This is a genomic window from Rhizobium sp. CF142, from assembly GCF_000281145.1.
Taxonomy (GTDB): Bacteria; Pseudomonadota; Alphaproteobacteria; order Rhizobiales; family Rhizobiaceae; genus Rhizobium.
This window is the reverse complement of the sequence record NZ_AJWE01000085.1, coordinates 1-19,850: the sequence shown is the minus strand read 5'-3', so window position 1 is coordinate 19,850 and position 19,850 is coordinate 1. Positions and strand designations below refer to the sequence as shown.

The window sequence follows — 19,850 nt, the reverse complement described above, 5'->3', positions numbered from 1 at the left end:
CAAGGATAACAAGCGTTTGACATGGTATCAAAAATATATAAAGACATAAAGATATCATTATATCTTATGGTGATCCGTGATCGATCTTGTCAGCGCCGGCTTCTTCCTCATGGCGGCTCTCGCCCTTCTCGGCTCGCCCGGACCCGCGATTGCCGCCCTTCTGGCAATTGGTCGCCAGCATGGCCTGACATCAGGGCTGCGCTTCTATTTCGGTCTGCAGATCGGCCTGGCGGTTGCGGCGGCAGCGGCTGCCGCCGGCCTGATGTCATTGATCGCAACAATTCCCCTTGCGATGATGGTGATGACGGTCGCAGCCGCCCTCTATCTCGTCTGGTTGTCATGGAAGATTGCCTTGGCACCGGTCGGTGCCGATCTCTCGGCCGCACGCCGGGCGGCTTCACCAACTGTTGTTGGTGGCATCGTGCTCGGACTTACGAATCCCAAGGCCTATATCGCCTTCGCTTCGCTCTTTGCTGCTTATAGGCTCTCACAGGATGGCGCGCTGGATATGCAGGCGAAATGGGCGCTCTGCGTCTTCGTCATGATCGTCGTCGATATTTTCTGGCTATGGCTCGGCGTCGTTCTGGGCAAGGTGCGCCTGGAGCCGTCGAGCGAAAGGCTGCTCAACATCTGCTTCGGCCTCGTCATCCTCGCGACGGCTGTCCTGTCACTGGCCGAACTTGCCGCTGCCTGAAACACTTACGGCCATTGCGGAAGGTCTTTCCGCAATGGCCGTTTTGGAATGCCGATTGCCTTATGCCTCGGAGGCGGACTTGTCGGTGGTCGTATTGGCAACCGGTTTCGAGTCCGTGCCGTCCGTCGCGGGCTTGTCGCCTGTGCCACTGGCAGGCTTCGTTTCGGTCTTCACCGGCCAGGTGATGTAGTAGTTCTGCGAGCCGACCTGTCCGAAATAGACTTCGTTGCCGGTGCCTTTTTCGATGAAGCTGCCGTTTTCGCTTCGGACGAGGCGCCCGTGGGAATCGCGCTGCAGATGGTCGCGCAGGAAGTCGTTCCAGTCTTCCGTCTTGATCGCCGTGCCCTTCTTCTGGTCGACATCGGCTTCCTTGGGATCGGTCACGTCCCAGGCCTTGATCGAAACACCCTGGGTCGGATCGGTGACCGCCAGCTGGCCCTTCTTGAAAGCGACAAGCATGGCGGCTTCCTGGCTGTCTTCGCCTTTGGCATCAGCCGCGGCCGTCATGTTCTGGCGCAGCAGCGCCATGAAGGAGGCGGTGGTGATATCGGTGCTGGCGGTGGTGTTGCCGGAGGTATCAGTCGATCCGGCCTTGCCGGCATTGATCTTGTCGAGCATGACCGACAGCGCCGAGCGCGTCTGTGAGGGAAGGCTGGAATAGTCGTGATCGGTCGTGCCGCTGGAGCTGCTCTCCGAGGAGCCGCCCTTGATCGTCTGCAAGGCTATCTGCGCCGTCATAAGCCTCATGGTGGAAACGGAAGAAACCATCTGAAAATCTCTTTGTCGGGCCTCGCACTGGTGGCGCAAAGGCGTTTAAAGGATAGCGATCGACGCTGGCGGCGTCGCGAAAGCACGTCTGGATTGAGAAATCCCAGGGCGAACCGCTACACTTCAAACTTTGCGTGTGGCTTGCGGATGGCTGACACAGTTTCGCCGGCAGCGATCAAGCGGACTGCTGCCGGCGTCATGGAAATCAGAATTTCTGGTCAGGCCTTCACCGCCACCATGAACAAGCGCGGGAACTTGAGCAGCACCTTGCCGTCGGCCGCCTTCGGATAGACCCTGTCGATACGTTCGAGATAGTCGGCCAGAAACGCCTCGCGATGCTCTTCGCCGGCATGGTCGAGATAGGGGCGAAGGCCTGTTCCCTTGACCCATTCGACGATCGCAGCCGCATTGTCCATCGGATGATTGTAGATCGTGTGCCAGATATCGACGCGGGAGGATTTGGCGATCAGCCGGCTGTAATAGGTCGAGGGTGGCGGAAGCACGTTGCGGCGCACGCTCTTCTTCTCGAAAGCCGTCTTCCACGGGCCGGCATGGGCCGTCTCCTCCATCATCAGATGGCTCGGCTCGCCGAGATTGTCGGGCATCTGCACCGCGAGCACGCCGCCCGGCGCCAGCCCGTCCATCAGCCTGTCGAAGATGTCGAGATGGTTGGGCAGCCACTGGAAGACGGCATTGGCAAAGAGCAGGTCTGCCGGCTGCGAGGGCTGCCAGGTCGAAAGGTTGGCCTCTACGAAAGCCGTGCCCGGCAGGCGCTTGCGGGCCGCCTCCAGCATGTTGAGGTCGCTGTCGAGGCCGGAGACATTGCCTGCTCCATAGCGGTCTATGATCAGCTCGGTCGAATTACCCGGGCCGCAACCGAGATCGACCGCGTGCCGCAGCTCCGTCAGCGGTACTTGCGCCAGCAAGTCGCGAGCCGGGCGGGTGCGTTCATCCTCGAATTTCACATATTGGCTGGCTGACCATGCCATCGTCTTTTCTCCTCATGTCAGGCCACGTCCTTCGACGCGGCGGATGCAAATTTTGTCTATGTCGCCGCCAACAGCGTTATTATCTCGAACGCTAGACCGACCCGGTGGGAAAAGTTGGATATCCAGTTGAAAAGCATCAGGTGTTAATCCGGCCGCTGACATGACGTGTCGCTCCCCGCGGATAAAACGACGGGTCACCAGACGGATCGAGCGTGTGTTCCGTAAGCCGCCAACGGCGGTGGGCCACGCGCACGCTGTGTCTCTCATGCAGGCTGAAAATATCTGGAACGCACCGAAAAAAGGTCACACCGCCGACAGCCGGAAGCTCCTGGATGGGATGGCCGAAATTGGTACTGGGCAGGTTGCTTTCAGGCATGCCATAATTCTGTCGATGAACCGGGGTTGGCGTAAGGCGCGCGAAGTTAGGACGCTTATAGATGCACTATATGACAATTTTCCATGGAAAAGAGCCGGCCGATTGCAGCGGCCTGGATCGCCGCATCAACGCCCTTCATTGAATTTTTTTTGCATGCGCTTGGCACAGACTTCGATGTCTTCCACGTAGGGTTTGCCGATGGGCTTCCACGTATTTCGATCGAGATCGAAGAATTCGATGATGCATGTATTGGCCTTATAGTCTTGCCATTGGGTGGTAACAAGTCGGCTATCGAGTCGGTAATCCAGATCCAAATACAAGTTGTTTTCCCCACCACGAGGGAAAGATGCTGGGCGGCCTGTGTTGTTGTCGGCGACGATGACGGAGGTACACCCGGTTCCGCAACCGATCTGGATAAGCGTATAATGACCGGCAAAGTTAGGCCCCTCGCGCATCCCCTCACTAATACGTGTCCTGAAATTGTTGAAGTATAGGTCACGTCCGTTAAAGTCCGGCAATACTGTCTTTCCGGCAAACCGGCCCTGAACAGGGAAATCGGCCGCATTTGGCCATTTGATCAAGATCGGCAGATACCTTCCGTCTTGTTGAGTTGATGTGGTCTTTTTCGGCGACGGGGCAGTGCTTGGAGTCGGCTCGGCGGATGTAACTCGTTCCGGCAAAGCGGCCAGACTGCCCCACGTTACCTTATAGTCCTGCATTTCGTTTGCGGTGAGATATCGCATGTCATCGCTAGGAACTGATAGGCTAAGCTGGAGCAGCTTCGGATCGACGCCCATTTCGATGAGATATGCCATGATCTCGGCGGTCATCGACTGAATAGCGGCAACGGCGGCACTGCCTTCGATATCGCTGTCCGGCGAGAAAGAGGACTGATGAACGCCTATCGCGCCCGGATCCGCTTCTCGGTTCACGCCTCCCACGAACGCCAACGCACAAGCTGAGGCGCATTGAAAGGAGCGAAGCTGAAGGGTTGATAGTCCTAAGGACCGGATCATTCGCCCATAGGCCATCGCTGAGACAACTTGGCCGCCATTGCTGTCAAAAATGATTACGCTGGCTCCGCTTGCCTTGACTTCCCTGGCAAGCAGTTCGGGATTGTCGGCTTGACTGAACTTGCCTTTGAGCAGCAGAACGGGGACCGAGTTGTCAATCGGCACACGCTCTATCGCAATATCTGCGGATGCATTTCCGAACCAGGTAGTGAATGCAAAGAACGCTAAAACGATACTGCGCAGAAACACGATTACAGATCCCCAACCACGGCGAAGCGCATGCTAACCTATCAACTGCTGCGCGCAATATTGAAAGCAGCAGTTGGGTCGTCAAATGGGGAATGTGTTTAACGTCGGCGTGATGCCCCGACGGTCTCTTCGCCCGCAACTGCGGCACATTTGACCTATGCCGCCAGTATCGTGATCCCGTGGGCGTTTGCAGCGGCCCGCATACGCGCCACCGTTTCCGGTGACGGGCTGCCCTGCGGCTGTTCGGTGACGCCCTCGGTCTCGATGAATTCGGCCATGCCGCGATCGACGATGGCAGAAAAGACCGCCGGGACGGTTCCGTTATTGGAATAGCCGTGCACCATGAAGGGCGCGATGGTGACGATGTCGCCTGCGCTGGCCTCGATCTCTTCCGGCCCGGTATCGGTGAGCCGCCAGATCGTCAGCGTGCCCTCGATGATCCGGAAGACTTCCGGGCTTGCATGGGCGTGGCGCGGCGTCTTGCCGCCGGGCTCAACGGTCACGTCGAAGATGTTGAGCCAGGTGCCTGTAAGGCGAGCCCGTCGCCCGACCTTGTCGCCCAGCACGAAGAAGCTTTTTGCCTCCGTCCGGGCATCTGTTTTCACAAATGAGTTGGACATGATGTCTCTTTCTTGTTCTTGCGGGGCGGTCCGATAGACCTTTGCGGCCGTTTTGGCAACCGCCGTAAAATCAGGGAAGGGCGAGCGGAGGTGGCTTTTGCGCGCTCTCGGGCCCTGAAACCGACGACGGTCATATCGGTATGGCTTCTCCGCTTCGCAAGTGCGACAGGTTGGCAGCCGCTGCTTCCATGATACCGGCCTGTAATATCGGCGACACAGAAGAGGCGCATAGAACGCGCCGATCCTTCCCCGCCATTCAGGCATACCATCAGCGGAGCAACCCCATGTCTTCACTTCCCGTCGTCGGCGCAGCCATGACGATCGACGAACTCGAAACCCATCGTGACTGGCTCTTCGAAAAGTCCCGCGATCTCGAGCTGCAGAGCTTCGTCAACGCCGAGGTGCTGAACGGCGACTGGACGCCGCGCGCCGATCGCGCCCGGAAGCTGCTCGACGGCTACAAGGGCCGCGTCGGCATCCATGGCCCGTTCTGGGGCTTCATCATCGCCTCGCAGGATCCGGATATCCGCGCCGTCGTCTCCCGCCGTATGCTGCAGGGCCTCGATGTCTGCGCTGCGATCGGCGGCACGCATATGGTCGTCCATAGCCCCTACACGACCTGGAGCTACAACAACCTCGACAACAACGAGGGCGAACGCGAAAAGATCGTTGAATACTGCCATCAGACGATGCGCGAAGCGGTGAAGCGTGCCGAGGAAATCGGTTGCACCCTCGTTATCGAAAACATCGAAGACAAGGATCCGCATATCCGCGTAGCATTGGCTGAAAGCTTCAACTCGCCGGCCGTCTCCGTCTCCATCGACACCGGCCATGCGCATTACGCCCACGGCTATACCGGTGCTCCACCGGTCGATTATTACGTCCATGCGGCCGGCAACCGCCTCGGTCACATTCATCTGCAGGATGCCGACGGCTATGCCGACCGCCACTGGGCGCTCGGCGAAGGCACCGTCAACTGGCGTGCGGTTTTCGCAGCGCTTGCCAAGGTCGAAAGCAATCCGCGCCTGATCATCGAGATCAAGGACAAGTCGAAGATTATCGCTTCGGCCGAATACCTGGCTTCGCTCGGTCTCGCCCAATAACAGCGTCAAGTAATCGGAAATGGGCGGCGGGATGATCCTCCCGCCGCCATCCGCTTTCAGGCCGTTGCACCCTTCGGTCGGCGCGTGAAGGCGACCGGCAGGCAGAGCACGTAGAAACCTGCGCCCAGCACCCAGACAAGCCCCGGAAAGACATCGCGCGAGGCAAAATAGACAGTGCTGATCGCCAGCGGACCGATGATCGAGGCAAGGCTCGTCATGCTCGCAAGCAGGCCCTGCGCACGCCCCTGATGATCGTTATCGACGCGCCCCGTCACCAATGATTGCAGCGCCGGTGCTCCGATGCCGCCGAGGCAGAAGAGCGGCATCAGCAGGAATGCCATCCAGCCCTGTGTCAAAAGCGCGATGATGATATAGGCGGCGCTGTCGGCAATGATGCCGATCAGCAGCGCCCGATGCTCTCCCCAGCGCTCGCTGATCGGCCCGGCAATGAAGGCCTGCACGACGGCGTGGAAAAAGCCGAAGGCGGCAAGCGAGATGCCGACCATCATCGGCGACCAGGAAAATTTGTCCTGCCCGTAGAGAACCCAGACCGTACCGCCGACTTCGCCGACAAGCGCCAGAATGAAATAAGCGCCAGCGAGCGGCAGAAGTATCCGGTAACCCATCAGCCAGCGGAAATGCGCAAGCGGCGAGAACTCCTGTTCTTCGGCTTCCGCACCGGTCTTGCGCGTTTCCGGAAGGAGGAACAGCGCCATCAGCAAATTGGTCGCATTGAGCGCCGCAGCGACGATGAAGGGCAGGCGAACGGAAAATTCGCCGAGCACGCCGCCGATCGCCGGTCCGGCGATGAAGCCGATGCCGAAGCAGGCGCTGATCTGGCCGAAACGGCGCGTGCGCTCGCTATCCTCGGTGATATCGGTCACGCAGGCGGCGGCCACGGCATTGCTGGCGCCGGTGATGCCGGCGATCGCCCGACCGATGAAGAGCAGCCACAGCGACGGCGCAAGAGCCATGAACACATAGTCGAACGCCGCGCCGCCGAGCGACAGCATCAGCACCGGCTTGCGGCCGAAGCGGTCCGACAGTGAGCCGAGCACCGGCGAGAAGATGAACTGCATCAGTGCATAGAGCGCCAGAAAGGCGCCGAACCGCCAGCCGAGATTGTCGGTGTGGCCGACATCCTCCAGCAGCCGCGGAAAGATCGGCAGCGTCAGCCCGATGCCGGCAGCATCGAGGATCACGGTGGCATAGATGACGGCGAGCGCTTTTTTCATGGGATTGCCCGAAAATTTATCACTGATAAGTTCCTTATCGATGATAAATTGAAATGGCAACAGGAAATGGCAACAGGAAATGGAAACAGGATGAAGGTGGACCGGGCGCAGATCGTCGACGAAGCGCTGAAGCTCTTGAACGAGGTGGGCATAGACGCGCTCTCCACACGGCTGCTCGCTGATCGACTGAATGTGCGCCAGCCCGCGCTTTACTGGCATTTCAAGAGCAAGCGGGCGCTCATAGAAGCCATGGCCGAGGAGATCATGACGCGCGGCCACACCCACGACTGGCCGGTCGTGCCTGAGAACTGGCGGGACTTCATGCTCGAAAACACCCGTGATTTCCGTCGCACGCTCCTGAGCTATCGCGATGGCGGCCGCGTGCATGCCGGCACGGAAACCAGTCCGCAGGACCTTCCCAACGTCGAAGCCCATATCGCTGTTCTCGTCGAAGCGGGCATGGAAGCGGAATTCGCCATGGAACTGCTCGTCGCCCTTGCCCGCTACACCGTCGGCTGCGTCATCGAGGAACAGACAGAACCGCCGCCGGAGCAGGAAAAGCTCGACGCTGCCGCAGCCGATTTCCCGCTGACACGCCGGGCAATTACGCATTACCGCAAATCTGGCCACGAAGCTTTCTTCGAAGCCGGGCTGCGGATGATGATTGACGGTGCTGAACGGCGGCTCGCAGAACGCGCCTGAATTTCAGTCGCGCATGGCCCAGCGAATACCGGCGGCGACCGACAGCCCCAGCAACGGCCATATTGCCCAGAATGTCCCGTGCCATGTCAGCATGTTGATGGCGACGATGCCAACCCCGATGACGGCGAACGCGGCGACGCGCGGGTCGAAACGGTCCTGCATCCGCACCCAGGTCATGGCCGCGACGAAGGCGAAGGCGAGCAGCGGCCATACAGCCCAGAACTCCCCCTGCCAGCTGGCGATATTGATGATCACGAGCATGGCGCCGATGACAGCCAGAATGGCGCCAAGCTTGCGCAGCCTGCCGCGTGGTGCCACCGGTCTTGGTTTTGGCATCTCGACGGGCCGTTCGGGAGCGGCTGCCGGCTTCTGCGGCTCCGCACCGACAGTACCAATGCGCACGGCATAGCTTGGCACCGCGTCGGCGATATTCTTCATCTCCAGGGCCCCCAGGAAATCGAATCCGACCGCCACCTTGTTACGCACCTGGTCATAGACCGTGTTCGAGATCACGATCCCTCCGGCCGGGGCAGAGGCCTGCAGGCGGGCAGCGATATTGACGCCGTCGCCGTAGATATCCTCGCCTTCGACGATGACATCGCCGAGATTGATGCCGATGCGGAAGAGCATGCGCCCATCCGTGGGCCGCGCTGCATTCTTGCCCGCTAGCTCGTTCTGCACGTCGATCGCCGCCCGCACCGCTTCGACCACGCTCGGGAAATCGGCCAGCAGCCCGTCGCCCCAGGTATTGACCACGCGTCCGCCATGCGAGGCGATGAGGCGGGACATGGCATCGCGATAATGCTTGAGCATGGCGAGCGTGCCTTCCTCATCCGCGCCCATCAAGCGCGTATAATCCTGCACGTCGGCTGCAAAGATCGTCGTCAGCTTGCGTTGTGTCTCGCTCATGAAATCCCCTATCGCCGCCGGCCGAAACTGGCTTCGTTATTCTATAAGTGGGATCGCAGTCTTGTTTCGGTAGTCCGCCCCAGCGCGGGTTACCATCCCACGTTGCTAGAATTGCGTAATCACGCTGATGCCCGTGCCTTCGGCCTTGTCGAGCGTCATCAGTGCCGGCACTGCCTCCGCAAGGCTGATGCGCCGGCCGATCAGTTTCTGCGGCGCGATCTTGCCGGCGGCGAGCATGGAAAGCATCGCGTCGTAGCGCCATGCCTGCATGCCGTGGCTGCCGTAGATTTCCAGTTCATGGCCGATCACCTGCGCCATCGGGATCTGCGGCGTCGAATGCTCGCCGAGCATCAGCCCTACCTGCACATGCCGGCCACGCCGACGCAGGTTCTTGATCGAGTTGAAGCAGGTGACGGGGTGGCCAAGCGCATCGATGGAAACATGCGCGCCACCCTTGGTGATCTCGCGGACCGCTTCCGCCACATCGGCGACCGCGGAGGCATTGATCGTCGCCACAGCCCCGCACTCGCGCGCAAAAGCAAGCTTCTCCTCAGAAATATCAACGGCGATGGCGTTGGCTCCAAGTGCAGTCGCGATCATGATCGCCGAAAGCCCGACGCCGCCGCAGCCATGTACAGCGATCCATTCGCCGGGGCCGGTGCGTGCCTGGTCGGCGACGGCGCGAAAGGAGGTGGCGAAGCGGCAGCCAAGGCTTGCCGCCGTCGCATCGTCCACACTTTCAGGCAGATGCACGAGATTGGTATCGGCATAGTCGATGCCGACATATTCGGCAAACGAACCCCAATGGGTAAAGCCTGGCTGGAACTGGTTCGGGCAGACCTGCTGGTTGCCGGAATGGCATTCGCTGCAATGGCCGCAGCCGGAAACGAAGGGCACGGTCACGCGGTCGCCGACCTTGAAGCGCACCACGCCCTTGCCGGTCGCGACGATCTTGCCGGCAAGCTCATGCCCCGGCACATGCGGTAGGCGAATATCCGGGTCATGGCCCATCCAGCCATGCCAGTCGCTGCGGCAAAGCCCGGTCGCGCCGACCTGGATGACCACCCCGTCTTCCGAAGGCGTCGGGTCCGGCACTGCGCGGATGTCAGGCGCCTGTTCGAAGGCTTCGTAATACATGGCTTTCATCTGTTCATCTCCTTGCCGGCCCGCGTCTTTCCGTCTGCCATGATGGCACGCGGCAGTGGCATCCATCCAGTCGGCCTTTCATCATTTTCCTTTATGGACCCATCGTTTTAGCACCATGACACGCGCATCAATATTTCAATCGTAGTGCGGTCTCCGGCATTTTCTTGCTTCGATGTTTCAACCGTCAATTTACGCTTGACCACCCCCGAAAGGGAGGATTTTGCTTTGCCGACTTCATAAGGAGAGCCGCAAATGCCCGTCGATACGTCACCTCGCACGACCACCTGGACCTATGTCGACGGAGAGTGGATTGCCGGCAACCCGCCGCTGATCGGGCCGACCTCGCATGCCATGTGGTTGGGCTCCACCGTCTTTGATGGTGCCCGCTGGTTCGATGGCATCGCGCCCGATCTCGACCTGCATTGCCAGCGTATCAACCGTTCTGCTGTCGCCATGGGCCTGAAGCCGGTGAAGACTGCTGAAGAGATCGAGGCGCTCGCCTGGGAAGGCGTGAAGAAATTCGACGGCAAGACTCCGATCTACATCAAGCCGATGTATTGGGGCGAGCATGGTTCGCCGGGCAGTGTCGTGGCCGTTGATGGCGAATCCACCCGCTTCGCACTCTGCCTGTTCGAAGCCGCGATGGGTGGCCATGGCGGCTCTTCGCTGACCGTCTCGCCCTACCGCCGCCCCACGCCGGAAACCGCGATGACCGATGCCAAGGCCGGCGCGCTCTATCCGAACAGCGGCCGGGCGATTGCCGAAGCGAGAAGCCGCGGCTTCGACAATGCGCTGATGCGTGACATGAACGGCAATGTGGTCGAAACCGCTTCCTCGAATGTCTTCATGGTCAAGGACGGCGTCGTCTTCACGCCGATTGCCAACCGTACCTTCCTCGCCGGCATCACGCGGCTCCGCGTCCTCGGCCTGCTGCGCAAGGCCGGCTTCGACGTGCGCGAGGCCACACTTTCTGTCGAGGATTTCATGGGTGCCGACGAGATTTTCACGTCCGGCAACTATTCGAAGGTCGTCGGCGTCAACAGGCTCGACGGCCGCAATTTCCAGGAAGGCCCGATTACCCGCAAGGCGCTGGAGCTCTACATGAACTGGGCCTATGGGCGCGGGGGGAATGAAGAGTAGTGCGCAGCTGCTTAGCGTCTCACCGCATAAAGCTCTACGCCATCCGCGAAGCCTTTCAATCTGTGGCTTCCCGCTGACACGGCATCCTCAGGGCGCACCTCATTGAAAAAGTCCTGCGACATCAGCAGGGCTTCCCCAAGCTCGCTGCACACGCCCTGAATACGGCTGACGAGATTCACATCCCCGCCGATCAGCGTGAAATCCAGCCGGCGGCCTGAGCCGATATTGCCGTAGCTGACCTCGCCATGATGCAGCGCGATGCCGGCTTTCGCGCCGATGCCGTTGTAGTTGAAACCATCCAGCGCCTCGAGGATCGCTCGGGCAGCCGAAAGCGCCGCGTTACAGGTTCGCGCCGCATCATAGCCGGGGAAGAAGGCGAGCACCGCATCGCCCATGAATTTCAGCACTTCGCCGCCTTCTCGCGTGATCGCCGGAATGACGTGGTCGAAATAAGCGTTCAGCAACCCGAGCACGGTTTCGCCCGGCAAGCGGTTGGAGAGTTCGGTAAAGCCGCGCAGGTCGCAGAGCAGCAGGGCTGCCTGCATGGATTCGATCTCGCCCTGGCGGATGCGGCCAGAAAGGATGCGGCTTGCCGTCAGCGGCCCGATATAGGTGTCCAGCAGGCTGAGCTCGACCTGGCGCAGAATGCGGAGTTCGCTGGTATTGCGCAGCGCCGGCACGATACGTTCGATCACCTGCATTTCAGGGGCAGTGAAGCCGCCCGGCCGTTTGGTGCCGAAGATGGCGGCGCTGACCGGGCCGTCGGCATTGCAAAGCGGCGTGATCATTAGCTGCACGAGGCCACGCCCGGCGAAGACGTCGATATGCTGCCAGCGGCCATGTGGGTTCTGGCCCGGGCCGACGACGAGCATTTCACGGCTTTCGAAAACCTTCTGCAGCGGCGTGTTGGCAATGGCGAGCCGCGTTCCGTGCTCGCGGTCATGGATCTCCACCGGTTCGCCCGGCGCCCAGGCGATGGTGCGGCCGATATATTCCGGGTGCAGCGTCATCAGATGCAGCGTCAGCCGGTCGACGGGAACACCGAGCGCCCGAAGGCGGCGCCCGAGGCCGGAAACGAGACCGACCTCGTCGAGAGCATGACATTCGTCGCCGGTCAGCCATTCAATGAGGCCGAGTACCGCAGTCGTGTTGAGGCTGTTGGCGGGTGCCCTGGTTTCAACGGCGTAGTCGATATCGAGCAGGTCGTTCATGGGTGTTATCCTCCTGATGGCGGCGTTTAGTGAGCGCCGCCGCCTGAGATCTGACCGGGTTTCTTGAGAAGCAGGGAGGCGAGCAGGGCGATGACGAGGGCGACGCCGAGCAGGAAGAACGTGTCGCTGAAGGCCATGATATTGGCCTGCTTGCGCAGCTTCAGTGCAATGGCGACGACCGCCTTGTGCGTGGCGAGGGCCTGATCGCTGACGCCGTGGCTCATGAAATAGCCCGTGAGCTTTGCGACGCGATCGTGCGTGGCTTCCTCGAAGACGGAGACCGAATTGGTCAGGATATTCGAGTGGAACTGCTCGCGCTTCGACAGGAAGGTCTGCAGCGAGGCGATACCGACCGCGCCGCCGAGATTACGCATCATGTTGAAGAGAGCGGAAGCCGAGCCGGCATTCTCCGGTTCTATGCCTGCCGTGGCGATCGCCGAGAGCGGTGTGAAGACCAGCGCCTGGCCGACGGCACGCACGACATTCGGCCAGAAGAGCTGATCGCCCGCATAGTCGCCCGTCATATGCACGTTCATGAAGTTCGAGGCGGCAAAGAGCGCAAAACCGATGACGATCAGCAGGCGGATGTCAAAGCGCTTCATCAGGCGCGGCACCAGGGGGATCAGCAGCAGTTGCGGGATGCCGGTCCAGGCAAGCACAAAGCCGATCTGCTCGGAATTATAACCCTGGATGCGGGTCAGGTAGATCGGCAGCACGAAGACCGAGCCATAGAGCGCGATACCCAGCAGGAAATTCGCAAGGATGCCGAAGCCGAAGTTACGGCGGGCAAACAGGCGCAGGTTCAAGAGCGGATTGGCGACCTTCAGCTCGATGATCAGGAAGAGAGTCAGCGAGACGGCGGCAATAATGGAGAGGCGGACGATGAAATCCGAGCCGAACCAGTCTTCCTTATTGCCCTCTTCGAGCACGGTCTGAAGTGCGGCAAGCCCGATCGCCATGGTGACGATGCCGGGCCAGTCGCCCTTGGCGAGCAGGCCGAGGTTCATCGGCGCGCGGTCGAGCGAGGCCCAGAGCATGCCGACCATCAGGGCGCCGGGAACGAGGTTGATATAGAAGATATATTCCCAGCCCCAGTTTTCGGTGAAGTAGCCACCGATGGTCGGGCCGATGGCCGGTGCAAAGGTGGCCGAAAGGGCAAAGAGCGCAAGGCCGATCGGCTGCTTGGGCTTCGGCAGCAGCGTGATGATGATGGTGAAGGCCATCGGGATCAGCACGCCGCCTGTAAAACCCTGGATGGCGCGCAGGATGATCATCTGCTGCAGGTTGACCGCAAAGGCGCAGGCGACCGAGAAGATCAGGAAGAGCACCGCATTGACCAGCAGATAGTTGCGGACCGAAAAGACCCGGGCAAGCCATGCGCTGAGCGGAATGACGACGATCTCGGCGATCAGGTATGAGGTCGAGATCCAGCCGCCATCGTCGGTGCCGGCGCCGATGGCGCCCTGGATGTCGGCAAGCGAAGCATTGACGATCTGGATGTTGAGGATCGCCATAAAGGCGCCGAGCGTGGAGCCGACCACGGCCGTCCACATGCGAAGCGGGCTCATGACGGGTTTGACAGCGGGGACGGCCGCTGCGGTGGGGCGCGCGACCGAATTGCTGTTTGCGGCGATCTGAAGCGTAGCCATGACTTTTCTCCTTCCGTCTCTGCGGAAAACTGTCTCATGACGCTGTTCGGGTGATGTCAGAGGAAGAAGCGGAAGGATCATCCAGCGGGAGTGGATAATCCTTCCTCCGCGGCCGCGGAGGTCTGAGCGGCCTTGGTATCGATATCGGGGATAACAGACATGCCCGAGCGCAGCAGGCCGGCAAGGCGTTCGTCATCGATGACGATCTTGACCGGGATGCGCTGGACGATCTTGGTGAAGTTGCCGGTGGCATTGTCGGGCGGCAGCAGCGAGAATTCGAGACCGCTCGCCGGCGAGACGCTGTCGACGTGGCCCTTGATGGCAACATCCGGGAAGCTGTCGACCTTGATCTCGACTGTCTGGCCGGGGCGAACGAAGGTCAGCTGCGTTTCCTTGAAGTTGGCGACGACATAGACCGCATGCAGCGGCACGACCGCCATCAACTGGGTGCCCGAGGTGACATACTGGCCGACGCGGATCGAGCGCGCGCCGACCGTGCCGTCAACGGCGGCGACTATATCCGTATAGGAAAGATTGAGCTCGGCCTGGCCGGCGGCGGCTGTGGCCCTGTCGCGCTGGGCGAGCAGTTGCTCGCGCTGCGTCTGCAGCACCGGCACCTTGTTCTCGGCGGCAACGAGCGCCGCCTGATCGCGTTCAACAGCAGCGGCGGCCTGATCTTTCAGCGACTGGCTCTGCTCGGCGCGAGATTGCGTTCCGGCGCCGTTGGTGATCAGCCGACTGGCGCGGTCGGCATCGGACTGGGCGAAGGTCAGCGAGGCCTGCGATGCATTGAGCGTGGCGCGTGCCTGCTCAATGATCGACTGCTGCAGCGAGATCTGCGCATCGAGGTTGGTGACGGCAGCTTCGGCGGCCTTCACATCGGCCTTGGCCTGCGAAAGCGCCGCCTGGAAGTCGCGATCGTCGATGCGGGCGAGAACCTGACCGGCCTTGACCGTATCATTGTCGTTGACGAGAACCTGCTTGATATAGCCGGCGACCTTCGGGGCGACGGTCGTATAATCTGCCTTCACATAGGCATCGTCGGTGGATTCGATGAAGCGGCCGACCGTCCAGTAGCGGTAGCCGAAATCGCCAGCGAAGGTGACACCGGCAAGCAGCGCTGCGGCAATGACGGCGTGCTTGATGAGCTTACGGCCGGACTTCTTCGGGGTCTCTACGGCCGCGGCGGCTGCAGCCATCGCTTCCGCAGTCGGTGCTGCAGCTTCTGTGGTAGGGGCGATCCCGCCCTGCTGGGCATTCTTGAAAGCGTCATTGCGGGGCAGTTCGACCATTGTCCTTCTCCATTCGTCTGGGCTTCATCAGTACGAAGCCCTGTTCGATGGGAGGAAGATGGACCCATCAGTGCTTTCTGATAATCTGCTGTTTTCGGGAAAGATCATCAACTCTCAGCGGATAATCGAGGAACGATATGGATCGGCTGACCAGCCTCACAGTTTTCGGTCGGGTAGTGGAATGCGGCGGCTTCTCGGCGGCTGCGCGGCGGCTCAACATGTCCGTCACCATGGTGGGCAACCATGTGCAATCATTGGAAGATCGCCTCGGCGTGCGGCTCCTGAACCGCACCACGCGCAAGGTCAGCCTGACCGAAACCGGCAAATATTATTACGAGCGCTCGTCGCAGATCCTCGCCGATCTGGAAGAGGCGGATCGCGCGGCCGGCGCCCTGAGTTCGACGCCACGCGGCACGCTGAGATTTTACACCAGCAGCGCCATCGTCCGCTTCCTGCTGCCCGTCATCAACGAGTTCATGACGCTCTATCCGGCCGTCCAGATCGATTTCAGTATCGGCGAGCGCTCGGTGGACATGATCGAGGATGGCTATGATCTGGTGATCCGTACGACGCCATCGCCGGATTCGAGCCTCGTGGCGCGTAAGTTGACGCCATGGCGGCATTTCCTTGTCTGCTCGCCAGATTATCTGAAAACTCACGCCATGCCGACGACGCCGGCCGAAGTCGCCGAGCACAATTGCCTGCAATACGCCTATTATCCCTTTGGCGAAGAATGGCGTTTCGAGGATGCCGAGGGACGGCAGGAGAGCGTCAAGGTGGGCGGCAGCATCATTTCCAACAGCGCGGAGACCCTGCGCTATCTGGTGCTGAACGGGCAGGGCATCTTCCTCGCCCCAAGTTTCGTCGTGTCAGAGGATCTGGAGGCCGGTCGTCTGGTGCAGATGATGCCTGATTATCGCGGCGTCGAGATCCATATCAACGCCGTCTATCCGAACCGAAGCCATCTTCCGACCAAGGTGCGGCTGTTCCTCGACATGCTGGTGGATCGCTTCGCCGAACATCGCAAATGGATGGCGTGAAAGGCGTCCGCCGGGACTGTTTCCCGCCGGACCAGTGCTTCATTATGGCTGGACTGGAGAGCCGACATATCCGGCAGACTGGATATAGGCGATGGGCGCAAAGAAGTTGCCGCCGGCATTGAAGGTCATCAGCCCTTCCTCGCTCAACGCCGCCTGCACGGCCGGGCGGGAACCGACACGCTTCATGAAGGCAGGAAGGGCGGGAAAACGATCGAGATCGATCTCTATCCACGGCGACCAGTTGAGGCAGACGAAGAGATAGGCATCCGCGACCGTGAAATTCTCGCCGGTGAGATAGGGACCGGCAAGCCTTCCGTTGATCCAGTCGAGGCGCTTGTTGACCACTGCACGTATCGCCTCATGTGCGGTGGCGTAATCGGCATTGAAGAGCATCGCCATCGGCTTGTGCAGCTCCGAAGTGATGAAGTTCAGCAGGGATTGTACCTGATTGCGGCCAAAGCTGCCGATCTCCGGCAGCATCCTCCTGCCCTCAGGAGCGCTATCGGCAAGAAACTGCACGATCGCCGGCCCCTCCGTCAGCACTTTGCCATCGTCGAGCATCAGCGCCGGCACATAGCCGTTGCCGTTGATGGCGAGATAGTCCTCTCCGTTGCTGGTGCGATGCGTCTTTCGATCGACCGTGACGAGCTCGATATCGATACTGAGCTCCCGGCAGACGATATGCGGCGAAAGCGAACAGGCGGCCGCATGCATATATAGCTTCATGACTTTCCTCCTCCAGCGGCCGTGTGAAGCCGCCAGCATCAATCCGTTGGACATTTGTACTATTTCGCATAAAATTCTCCTGGTCAATTATTTTATGCGAAACGGTACAAAATGAGCGAGAAGAAGCGCGGCCGTCCGAGGGCCTTCGATGCGAAGGTGACATTGGAGAAGGCGAGGGAGGTGTTCTGGGATCGCGGCTTTGCCGGCACGTCGCTGGACACGCTGAGCGCCGCCACCCAGCTCAACCGCCCGAGCCTCTATGGTGCCTTCGGCGACAAAGAGGATCTTTATATCGATGCCCTCGAGGGCTACCGCGCAGAAAGCATGGGCGTACTGGCAGATGCGCTCGACCCGTCGCTGCCGCTGCGCGAAAACCTCGCGCGTGTTTATCAACGTGCTCTGGCCATCTATCTCCACGGGGAAACCGCCGCCCGTGGCTGCTTCCTCATCGGCACAGCAACGGCTGAAGCGATCCAGCATGAGCGGGTCCGGGAAGTATTGAGCCGCAGCCTCGACGATTTCGACGGGGAGATCGAGAAACGTATGAAGCTCGCGATAGAACGGGGCGAATTGCCCGACGGAAGCGATCCTCACACGCTTGCAAGGCTCGCTTCCGCCGTCATGCATTCGCTTGCCGTCCGCGCGCGGGCCGGCGACAGCCGCGAGACACTGGAGGCCTTGGCGCAGTCCGGCGTGGATATGATCTGCGGAAAAGCCTGAGGTTCAGGCTTCCTCTTCTTTCGTCCGCACCAGCCATGTGAAGGCCGCGCCCGCAAGCAGGAGGACGCTGGTGCCGAGAAAGACCGCCGGCATGCCGATATGCCCGCCGACAAAGCCGCCGAGAACAGGCCCGACGACCTGGCCCACATATTGCGAAGAAATGGACAGGCCGAGAATGCTGCCGGCCGCACTATCCGGCACACTATGCCGGATGACGGCGGTAATGCAGGGCAGGAGCCCGCCGAGCGCCAGACCCATCAGGAAACGAAGGCCAATCAGCTGCCACGACACGGTCACGAAGGCCTGTGGAATGAGCAACAGCCCCGCAACCGCGAGCGCACCGGCAATGACCGGCCAGTGGCCGATTCGGTCGGCCAGCTTGCCGAGCCGCGAGGCGGAGAGGATGCTGCCGAGCGCTGCCGCCGACATGACGATACCGGCGACCATCGTCACCTGTCCCTGATCGGGCACCAACTGCGCCACATAGACGGTGATGATAGGCTCGATCGACATATTGGCAAGCATCAGCAGCAGGCCGGTCGCAAGCATCGCGACCACCGGCCCCTTGTCGGGAATGGATTTCCAGCCGCCGGACGCCTTGGCCGCCTGTTTGCGGGCCGCCGATTTCTCCTCCTTGATGAGGAACGTGGTGGCGAGGAAGGCGAGGAAGATCATGCCGCCGGCCGCCATGAACGTGCCGCGGATGCCGATGATAGGCGGCAGCGCCCCGCCGATCAGCGGGCCGACGAGATTGCCGGCCATGATGCCTGACGAAAGCACGCCGAGCGCCCAGGCGGACCGGTCCTTTGGCGTCTGTGTCGCCACCAACACCATCGAGCCCGAGGCATAACCGCCCGCCAGGCCGACGAAGAGGCGCAGTGCCACGAGCTGCCAGACGCTGCCGGCCATGCCCATTAGCGAGATCGCAATGGTCATGCCGAGGCTCGCGCGTACCAGCATCAGCTTGCGTCCATAGATATCGCCGAGCCTGCCCCAGAGCGGCGCCACGCAGGCGGCGGCAAAGAAGGTCGCGCCATAGGCGATACCAGACCACTGCACGATCGCCGCATGGTCATTCACGCCAAGCTCCTCCACGTAAAGCGGGAGGAAGGGAAGCAGCAGCGTCATCGCCACGATGGTCGTGAACGAGCCAAGCAGCGAGATGACGAGATTGCGTTTCCAGTAGGCGGAGCCCGGCGCCACCTTTGCGGCGTCCCATTGAGTGTCGGTCATTGCGGATCTTCTTCGGTGCAGTCTGGCCGCGGCCAAGATGAGGAGACCCTCACTTTATGCATCGCACTGAGGGCTGCCAAGGACGGATTCCACTCAATCAGACCTGCCGGCAGAGGGAAAAGCGGATTGAAAGCCATGATTTCGCCCTCAACTGATTGCAATATGCAATCGGAATTCCAAAGGAGGAGCAATCATGAGCGACAGAGATGACGATCGCGCAAAAATGCTGCGCAATCTCTACGCAGCCTATCTGGATCGGCGGAAGGATATCGTCGGCGCAATGCTGACGGAGAATTTCACCTTCTCCAGCCCACAGGATGATCATATTGACCGCGCCACCTATTTCGAGCGCTGCTGGCCGAACGAGCCGGCGCTGAACGCCTTCGACATCGAGTTCCTGGTGGTCCGTGGCGATGAGGCCGTCGTGCGCTACAAGGCCGAAATGACCGATGGTAAAGCCTTCCGCAACATCGAAAGCTTCCGTTTCGATGGCGACAGGATAGCGGCGGTCGACGTCTATTTCGGCCGCAACATCGGTTAGAAGAAGCGTATCGCCGATGTTGCGATGATGATGATCGAAACCGCGATCATCAGCGGCTTGACCGGCAGCCGCTTGACGAGGATCGCCCCGAAGGGCGCGGCGATCACGCCGCCGATGATCAGACCCACCGCCGAGCCGAGTTCCGACCAGCCGAGCGTCAGTACGAAGGTGATCGAGATGATCAGCGTCACCGCGAATTCGGTGAAATTGGTCGAGCCGATCACCCGCTTCGGATCGTGACCTCGGCCAACGAGCGAGCTGGTGACGATCGGTCCCCATCCACCGCCACCGATCGCATCCAGCACGCCGCCGCAAAGCCCGACGGGCGGCACCATCCAATCGCGGACATTGCGCTTCGGCGTCGGGTGGAAGGCTTTCCAGAGGATCACGAGACCGATGGCGATCAGATAGGCCGAAACGAAGGGCTCGATGACCTTGCCATCGACATTAGCAAGCAGGAAGGCGCCGGCCGCCCCGCCGATCATGCCGGCGGG

The 19,850-nt window shown here is 60.7% G+C and carries 20 protein-coding genes; 7 read left to right on the top strand and 13 right to left on the bottom strand.

The window, feature by feature from the left end:
• The first annotated feature begins 76 nt into the window (after nt 1–76).
• Nucleotides 77–694, top strand: a complete 618-nt coding sequence (locus PMI11_RS15820; protein WP_007818761.1) for a LysE family translocator — start codon at nt 77–79, stop codon at nt 692–694.
• 60 nt (nt 695–754) lie between these two features.
• Here PMI11_RS15820 and PMI11_RS15815 read toward each other — a convergent pair whose 3' ends face one another.
• From PMI11_RS15815 to PMI11_RS15800, 4 genes are all read right to left on the bottom strand, one after another.
• Nucleotides 755–1,462, bottom strand: coding sequence for a hypothetical protein (locus PMI11_RS15815; protein ID WP_007818760.1), 708 nt, complete (start codon nt 1,460–1,462; stop codon nt 755–757).
• A 218-nt stretch (nt 1,463–1,680) separates the two neighbouring features.
• The gene (gene tam / locus PMI11_RS15810) at nt 1,681–2,451 is read right to left on the bottom strand and encodes a trans-aconitate 2-methyltransferase (RefSeq protein ID WP_007818758.1); all 771 of its coding nucleotides are present in this window, start codon (nt 2,449–2,451) and stop codon (nt 1,681–1,683) included.
• A 501-nt stretch (nt 2,452–2,952) separates the two neighbouring features.
• A complete protein-coding gene (locus PMI11_RS15805) occupies nt 2,953–4,089 on the bottom strand; it encodes a hypothetical protein (RefSeq protein WP_007818756.1) in 1,137 nt (378 codons plus the stop codon).
• 155 nt (nt 4,090–4,244) lie between these two features.
• Nucleotides 4,245–4,712: a cupin domain-containing protein gene (locus PMI11_RS15800; RefSeq protein WP_244430583.1), complete on the bottom strand. Its 468-nt coding sequence runs from the start codon at nt 4,710–4,712 to the stop codon at nt 4,245–4,247.
• A 281-nt stretch (nt 4,713–4,993) separates the two neighbouring features.
• Between PMI11_RS15800 and PMI11_RS15795 the strand changes: the two genes are divergently transcribed.
• The gene (locus PMI11_RS15795) at nt 4,994–5,812 is read left to right on the top strand and encodes a sugar phosphate isomerase/epimerase family protein (protein WP_007818754.1); all 819 of its coding nucleotides are present in this window, start codon (nt 4,994–4,996) and stop codon (nt 5,810–5,812) included.
• 56 nt (nt 5,813–5,868) lie between these two features.
• Here the strand turns inward: PMI11_RS15795 and tet are convergent, their stop codons facing one another.
• Entirely contained in the window at nt 5,869–7,047 is a 1,179-nt protein-coding gene (tet, locus tag PMI11_RS15790) for a Tet(A)/Tet(B)/Tet(C) family tetracycline efflux MFS transporter (protein ID WP_007818753.1), read from the bottom strand.
• Between the two features lie 90 nt (nt 7,048–7,137).
• On the opposite strand from tet, the gene tetR reads away from it, so the two are divergent.
• Complete coding sequence (tetR, locus tag PMI11_RS15785) at nt 7,138–7,749, top strand: tetracycline resistance transcriptional repressor TetR (RefSeq protein ID WP_007818752.1); 612 nt, start codon at nt 7,138–7,140, stop codon at nt 7,747–7,749.
• A 3-nt stretch (nt 7,750–7,752) separates the two neighbouring features.
• On the opposite strand, the gene PMI11_RS15780 is transcribed toward tetR, so the two are convergent.
• Both PMI11_RS15780 and PMI11_RS15775 read right to left on the bottom strand, forming a co-directional pair.
• Nucleotides 7,753–8,658: an adenylate/guanylate cyclase domain-containing protein gene (locus tag PMI11_RS15780; protein WP_007818751.1), complete on the bottom strand. Its 906-nt coding sequence runs from the start codon at nt 8,656–8,658 to the stop codon at nt 7,753–7,755.
• Between the two features lie 105 nt (nt 8,659–8,763).
• Entirely contained in the window at nt 8,764–9,804 is a 1,041-nt protein-coding gene (locus PMI11_RS15775) for a zinc-dependent alcohol dehydrogenase family protein (RefSeq protein WP_007818748.1), read from the bottom strand.
• A 252-nt stretch (nt 9,805–10,056) separates the two neighbouring features.
• Here PMI11_RS15775 and PMI11_RS15770 point away from each other — a divergent pair, with 252 nt between their 5' ends.
• The gene (locus tag PMI11_RS15770; protein WP_007818747.1) at nt 10,057–10,944 is read left to right on the top strand and encodes a branched-chain amino acid aminotransferase; all 888 of its coding nucleotides are present in this window, start codon (nt 10,057–10,059) and stop codon (nt 10,942–10,944) included.
• An 11-nt stretch (nt 10,945–10,955) separates the two neighbouring features.
• Here PMI11_RS15770 and PMI11_RS15765 read toward each other — a convergent pair whose 3' ends face one another.
• From PMI11_RS15765 to PMI11_RS15755, 3 genes are all read right to left on the bottom strand, one after another.
• A complete protein-coding gene (locus PMI11_RS15765; protein ID WP_007818745.1) occupies nt 10,956–12,155 on the bottom strand; it encodes an adenylate/guanylate cyclase domain-containing protein in 1,200 nt (399 codons plus the stop codon).
• A 26-nt stretch (nt 12,156–12,181) separates the two neighbouring features.
• Nucleotides 12,182–13,804: an MDR family MFS transporter gene (locus PMI11_RS15760; protein WP_007818743.1), complete on the bottom strand. Its 1,623-nt coding sequence runs from the start codon at nt 13,802–13,804 to the stop codon at nt 12,182–12,184.
• A 77-nt stretch (nt 13,805–13,881) separates the two neighbouring features.
• Nucleotides 13,882–15,096: an HlyD family secretion protein gene (locus PMI11_RS15755; protein WP_007818742.1), complete on the bottom strand. Its 1,215-nt coding sequence runs from the start codon at nt 15,094–15,096 to the stop codon at nt 13,882–13,884.
• A 137-nt stretch (nt 15,097–15,233) separates the two neighbouring features.
• Between PMI11_RS15755 and PMI11_RS15750 the strand changes: the two genes are divergently transcribed.
• The gene (locus PMI11_RS15750) at nt 15,234–16,136 is read left to right on the top strand and encodes a LysR family transcriptional regulator (RefSeq protein WP_007818736.1); all 903 of its coding nucleotides are present in this window, start codon (nt 15,234–15,236) and stop codon (nt 16,134–16,136) included.
• A 42-nt stretch (nt 16,137–16,178) separates the two neighbouring features.
• Here the strand turns inward: PMI11_RS15750 and gstA are convergent, their stop codons facing one another.
• Nucleotides 16,179–16,862 (bottom strand): glutathione transferase GstA, encoded by a 684-nt coding sequence (gstA, locus tag PMI11_RS15745; RefSeq protein ID WP_007818734.1) that lies wholly within the window; start codon nt 16,860–16,862, stop codon nt 16,179–16,181.
• A 111-nt stretch (nt 16,863–16,973) separates the two neighbouring features.
• Between gstA and PMI11_RS15740 the strand changes: the two genes are divergently transcribed.
• Nucleotides 16,974–17,582, top strand: coding sequence for a TetR/AcrR family transcriptional regulator (locus PMI11_RS15740; protein ID WP_007818733.1), 609 nt, complete (start codon nt 16,974–16,976; stop codon nt 17,580–17,582).
• 3 nt (nt 17,583–17,585) lie between these two features.
• Here PMI11_RS15740 and PMI11_RS15735 read toward each other — a convergent pair whose 3' ends face one another.
• Nucleotides 17,586–18,815: an MFS transporter gene (locus PMI11_RS15735; protein ID WP_007818732.1), complete on the bottom strand. Its 1,230-nt coding sequence runs from the start codon at nt 18,813–18,815 to the stop codon at nt 17,586–17,588.
• 193 nt (nt 18,816–19,008) lie between these two features.
• Here PMI11_RS15735 and PMI11_RS15730 point away from each other — a divergent pair, with 193 nt between their 5' ends.
• Nucleotides 19,009–19,356 (top strand): nuclear transport factor 2 family protein, encoded by a 348-nt coding sequence (locus tag PMI11_RS15730; RefSeq protein ID WP_007818731.1) that lies wholly within the window; start codon nt 19,009–19,011, stop codon nt 19,354–19,356.
• Here PMI11_RS15730 and PMI11_RS15725 read toward each other — a convergent pair.
• The coding region (locus tag PMI11_RS15725) for a sulfite exporter TauE/SafE family protein (RefSeq protein ID WP_007818730.1) at nt 19,353–19,850 on the bottom strand (498 nt) is incomplete at its 5' end. The two genes, PMI11_RS15730 and PMI11_RS15725, sit on opposite strands and share 4 nt — an antisense overlap.

Excerpts from the sequence above, each read along its gene's own strand:
- PMI11_RS15815 (WP_007818760.1), bottom strand. The coding sequence starts at position 1,462 with ATGGTTTCTTCCGTTTCCACCATGAGGCTTATGACGGCGCAGATAGCC.
- tam (WP_007818758.1), bottom strand. The coding sequence starts at position 2,451 with ATGGCATGGTCAGCCAGCCAATATGTGAAATTCGAGGATGAACGCACC.
- PMI11_RS15795 (WP_007818754.1), top strand. The coding sequence starts at position 4,994 with ATGTCTTCACTTCCCGTCGTCGGCGCAGCCATGACGATCGACGAACTC.
- tet (WP_007818753.1), bottom strand. The coding sequence starts at position 7,047 with ATGAAAAAAGCGCTCGCCGTCATCTATGCCACCGTGATCCTCGATGCT.
- tetR (WP_007818752.1), top strand. The coding sequence starts at position 7,138 with ATGAAGGTGGACCGGGCGCAGATCGTCGACGAAGCGCTGAAGCTCTTG.
- PMI11_RS15780 (WP_007818751.1), bottom strand. The coding sequence starts at position 8,658 with ATGAGCGAGACACAACGCAAGCTGACGACGATCTTTGCAGCCGACGTG.
- PMI11_RS15775 (WP_007818748.1), bottom strand. The coding sequence starts at position 9,804 with ATGAAAGCCATGTATTACGAAGCCTTCGAACAGGCGCCTGACATCCGC.
- PMI11_RS15770 (WP_007818747.1), top strand. The coding sequence starts at position 10,057 with ATGCCCGTCGATACGTCACCTCGCACGACCACCTGGACCTATGTCGAC.
- PMI11_RS15765 (WP_007818745.1), bottom strand. The coding sequence starts at position 12,155 with ATGAACGACCTGCTCGATATCGACTACGCCGTTGAAACCAGGGCACCC.
- PMI11_RS15760 (WP_007818743.1), bottom strand. The coding sequence starts at position 13,804 with ATGGCTACGCTTCAGATCGCCGCAAACAGCAATTCGGTCGCGCGCCCC.
- PMI11_RS15755 (WP_007818742.1), bottom strand. The coding sequence starts at position 15,096 with ATGGTCGAACTGCCCCGCAATGACGCTTTCAAGAATGCCCAGCAGGGC.
- PMI11_RS15750 (WP_007818736.1), top strand. The coding sequence starts at position 15,234 with ATGGATCGGCTGACCAGCCTCACAGTTTTCGGTCGGGTAGTGGAATGC.
- gstA (WP_007818734.1), bottom strand. The coding sequence starts at position 16,862 with ATGAAGCTATATATGCATGCGGCCGCCTGTTCGCTTTCGCCGCATATC.
- PMI11_RS15740 (WP_007818733.1), top strand. The coding sequence starts at position 16,974 with ATGAGCGAGAAGAAGCGCGGCCGTCCGAGGGCCTTCGATGCGAAGGTG.
- PMI11_RS15735 (WP_007818732.1), bottom strand. The coding sequence starts at position 18,815 with ATGACCGACACTCAATGGGACGCCGCAAAGGTGGCGCCGGGCTCCGCC.
- PMI11_RS15730 (WP_007818731.1), top strand. The coding sequence starts at position 19,009 with ATGAGCGACAGAGATGACGATCGCGCAAAAATGCTGCGCAATCTCTAC.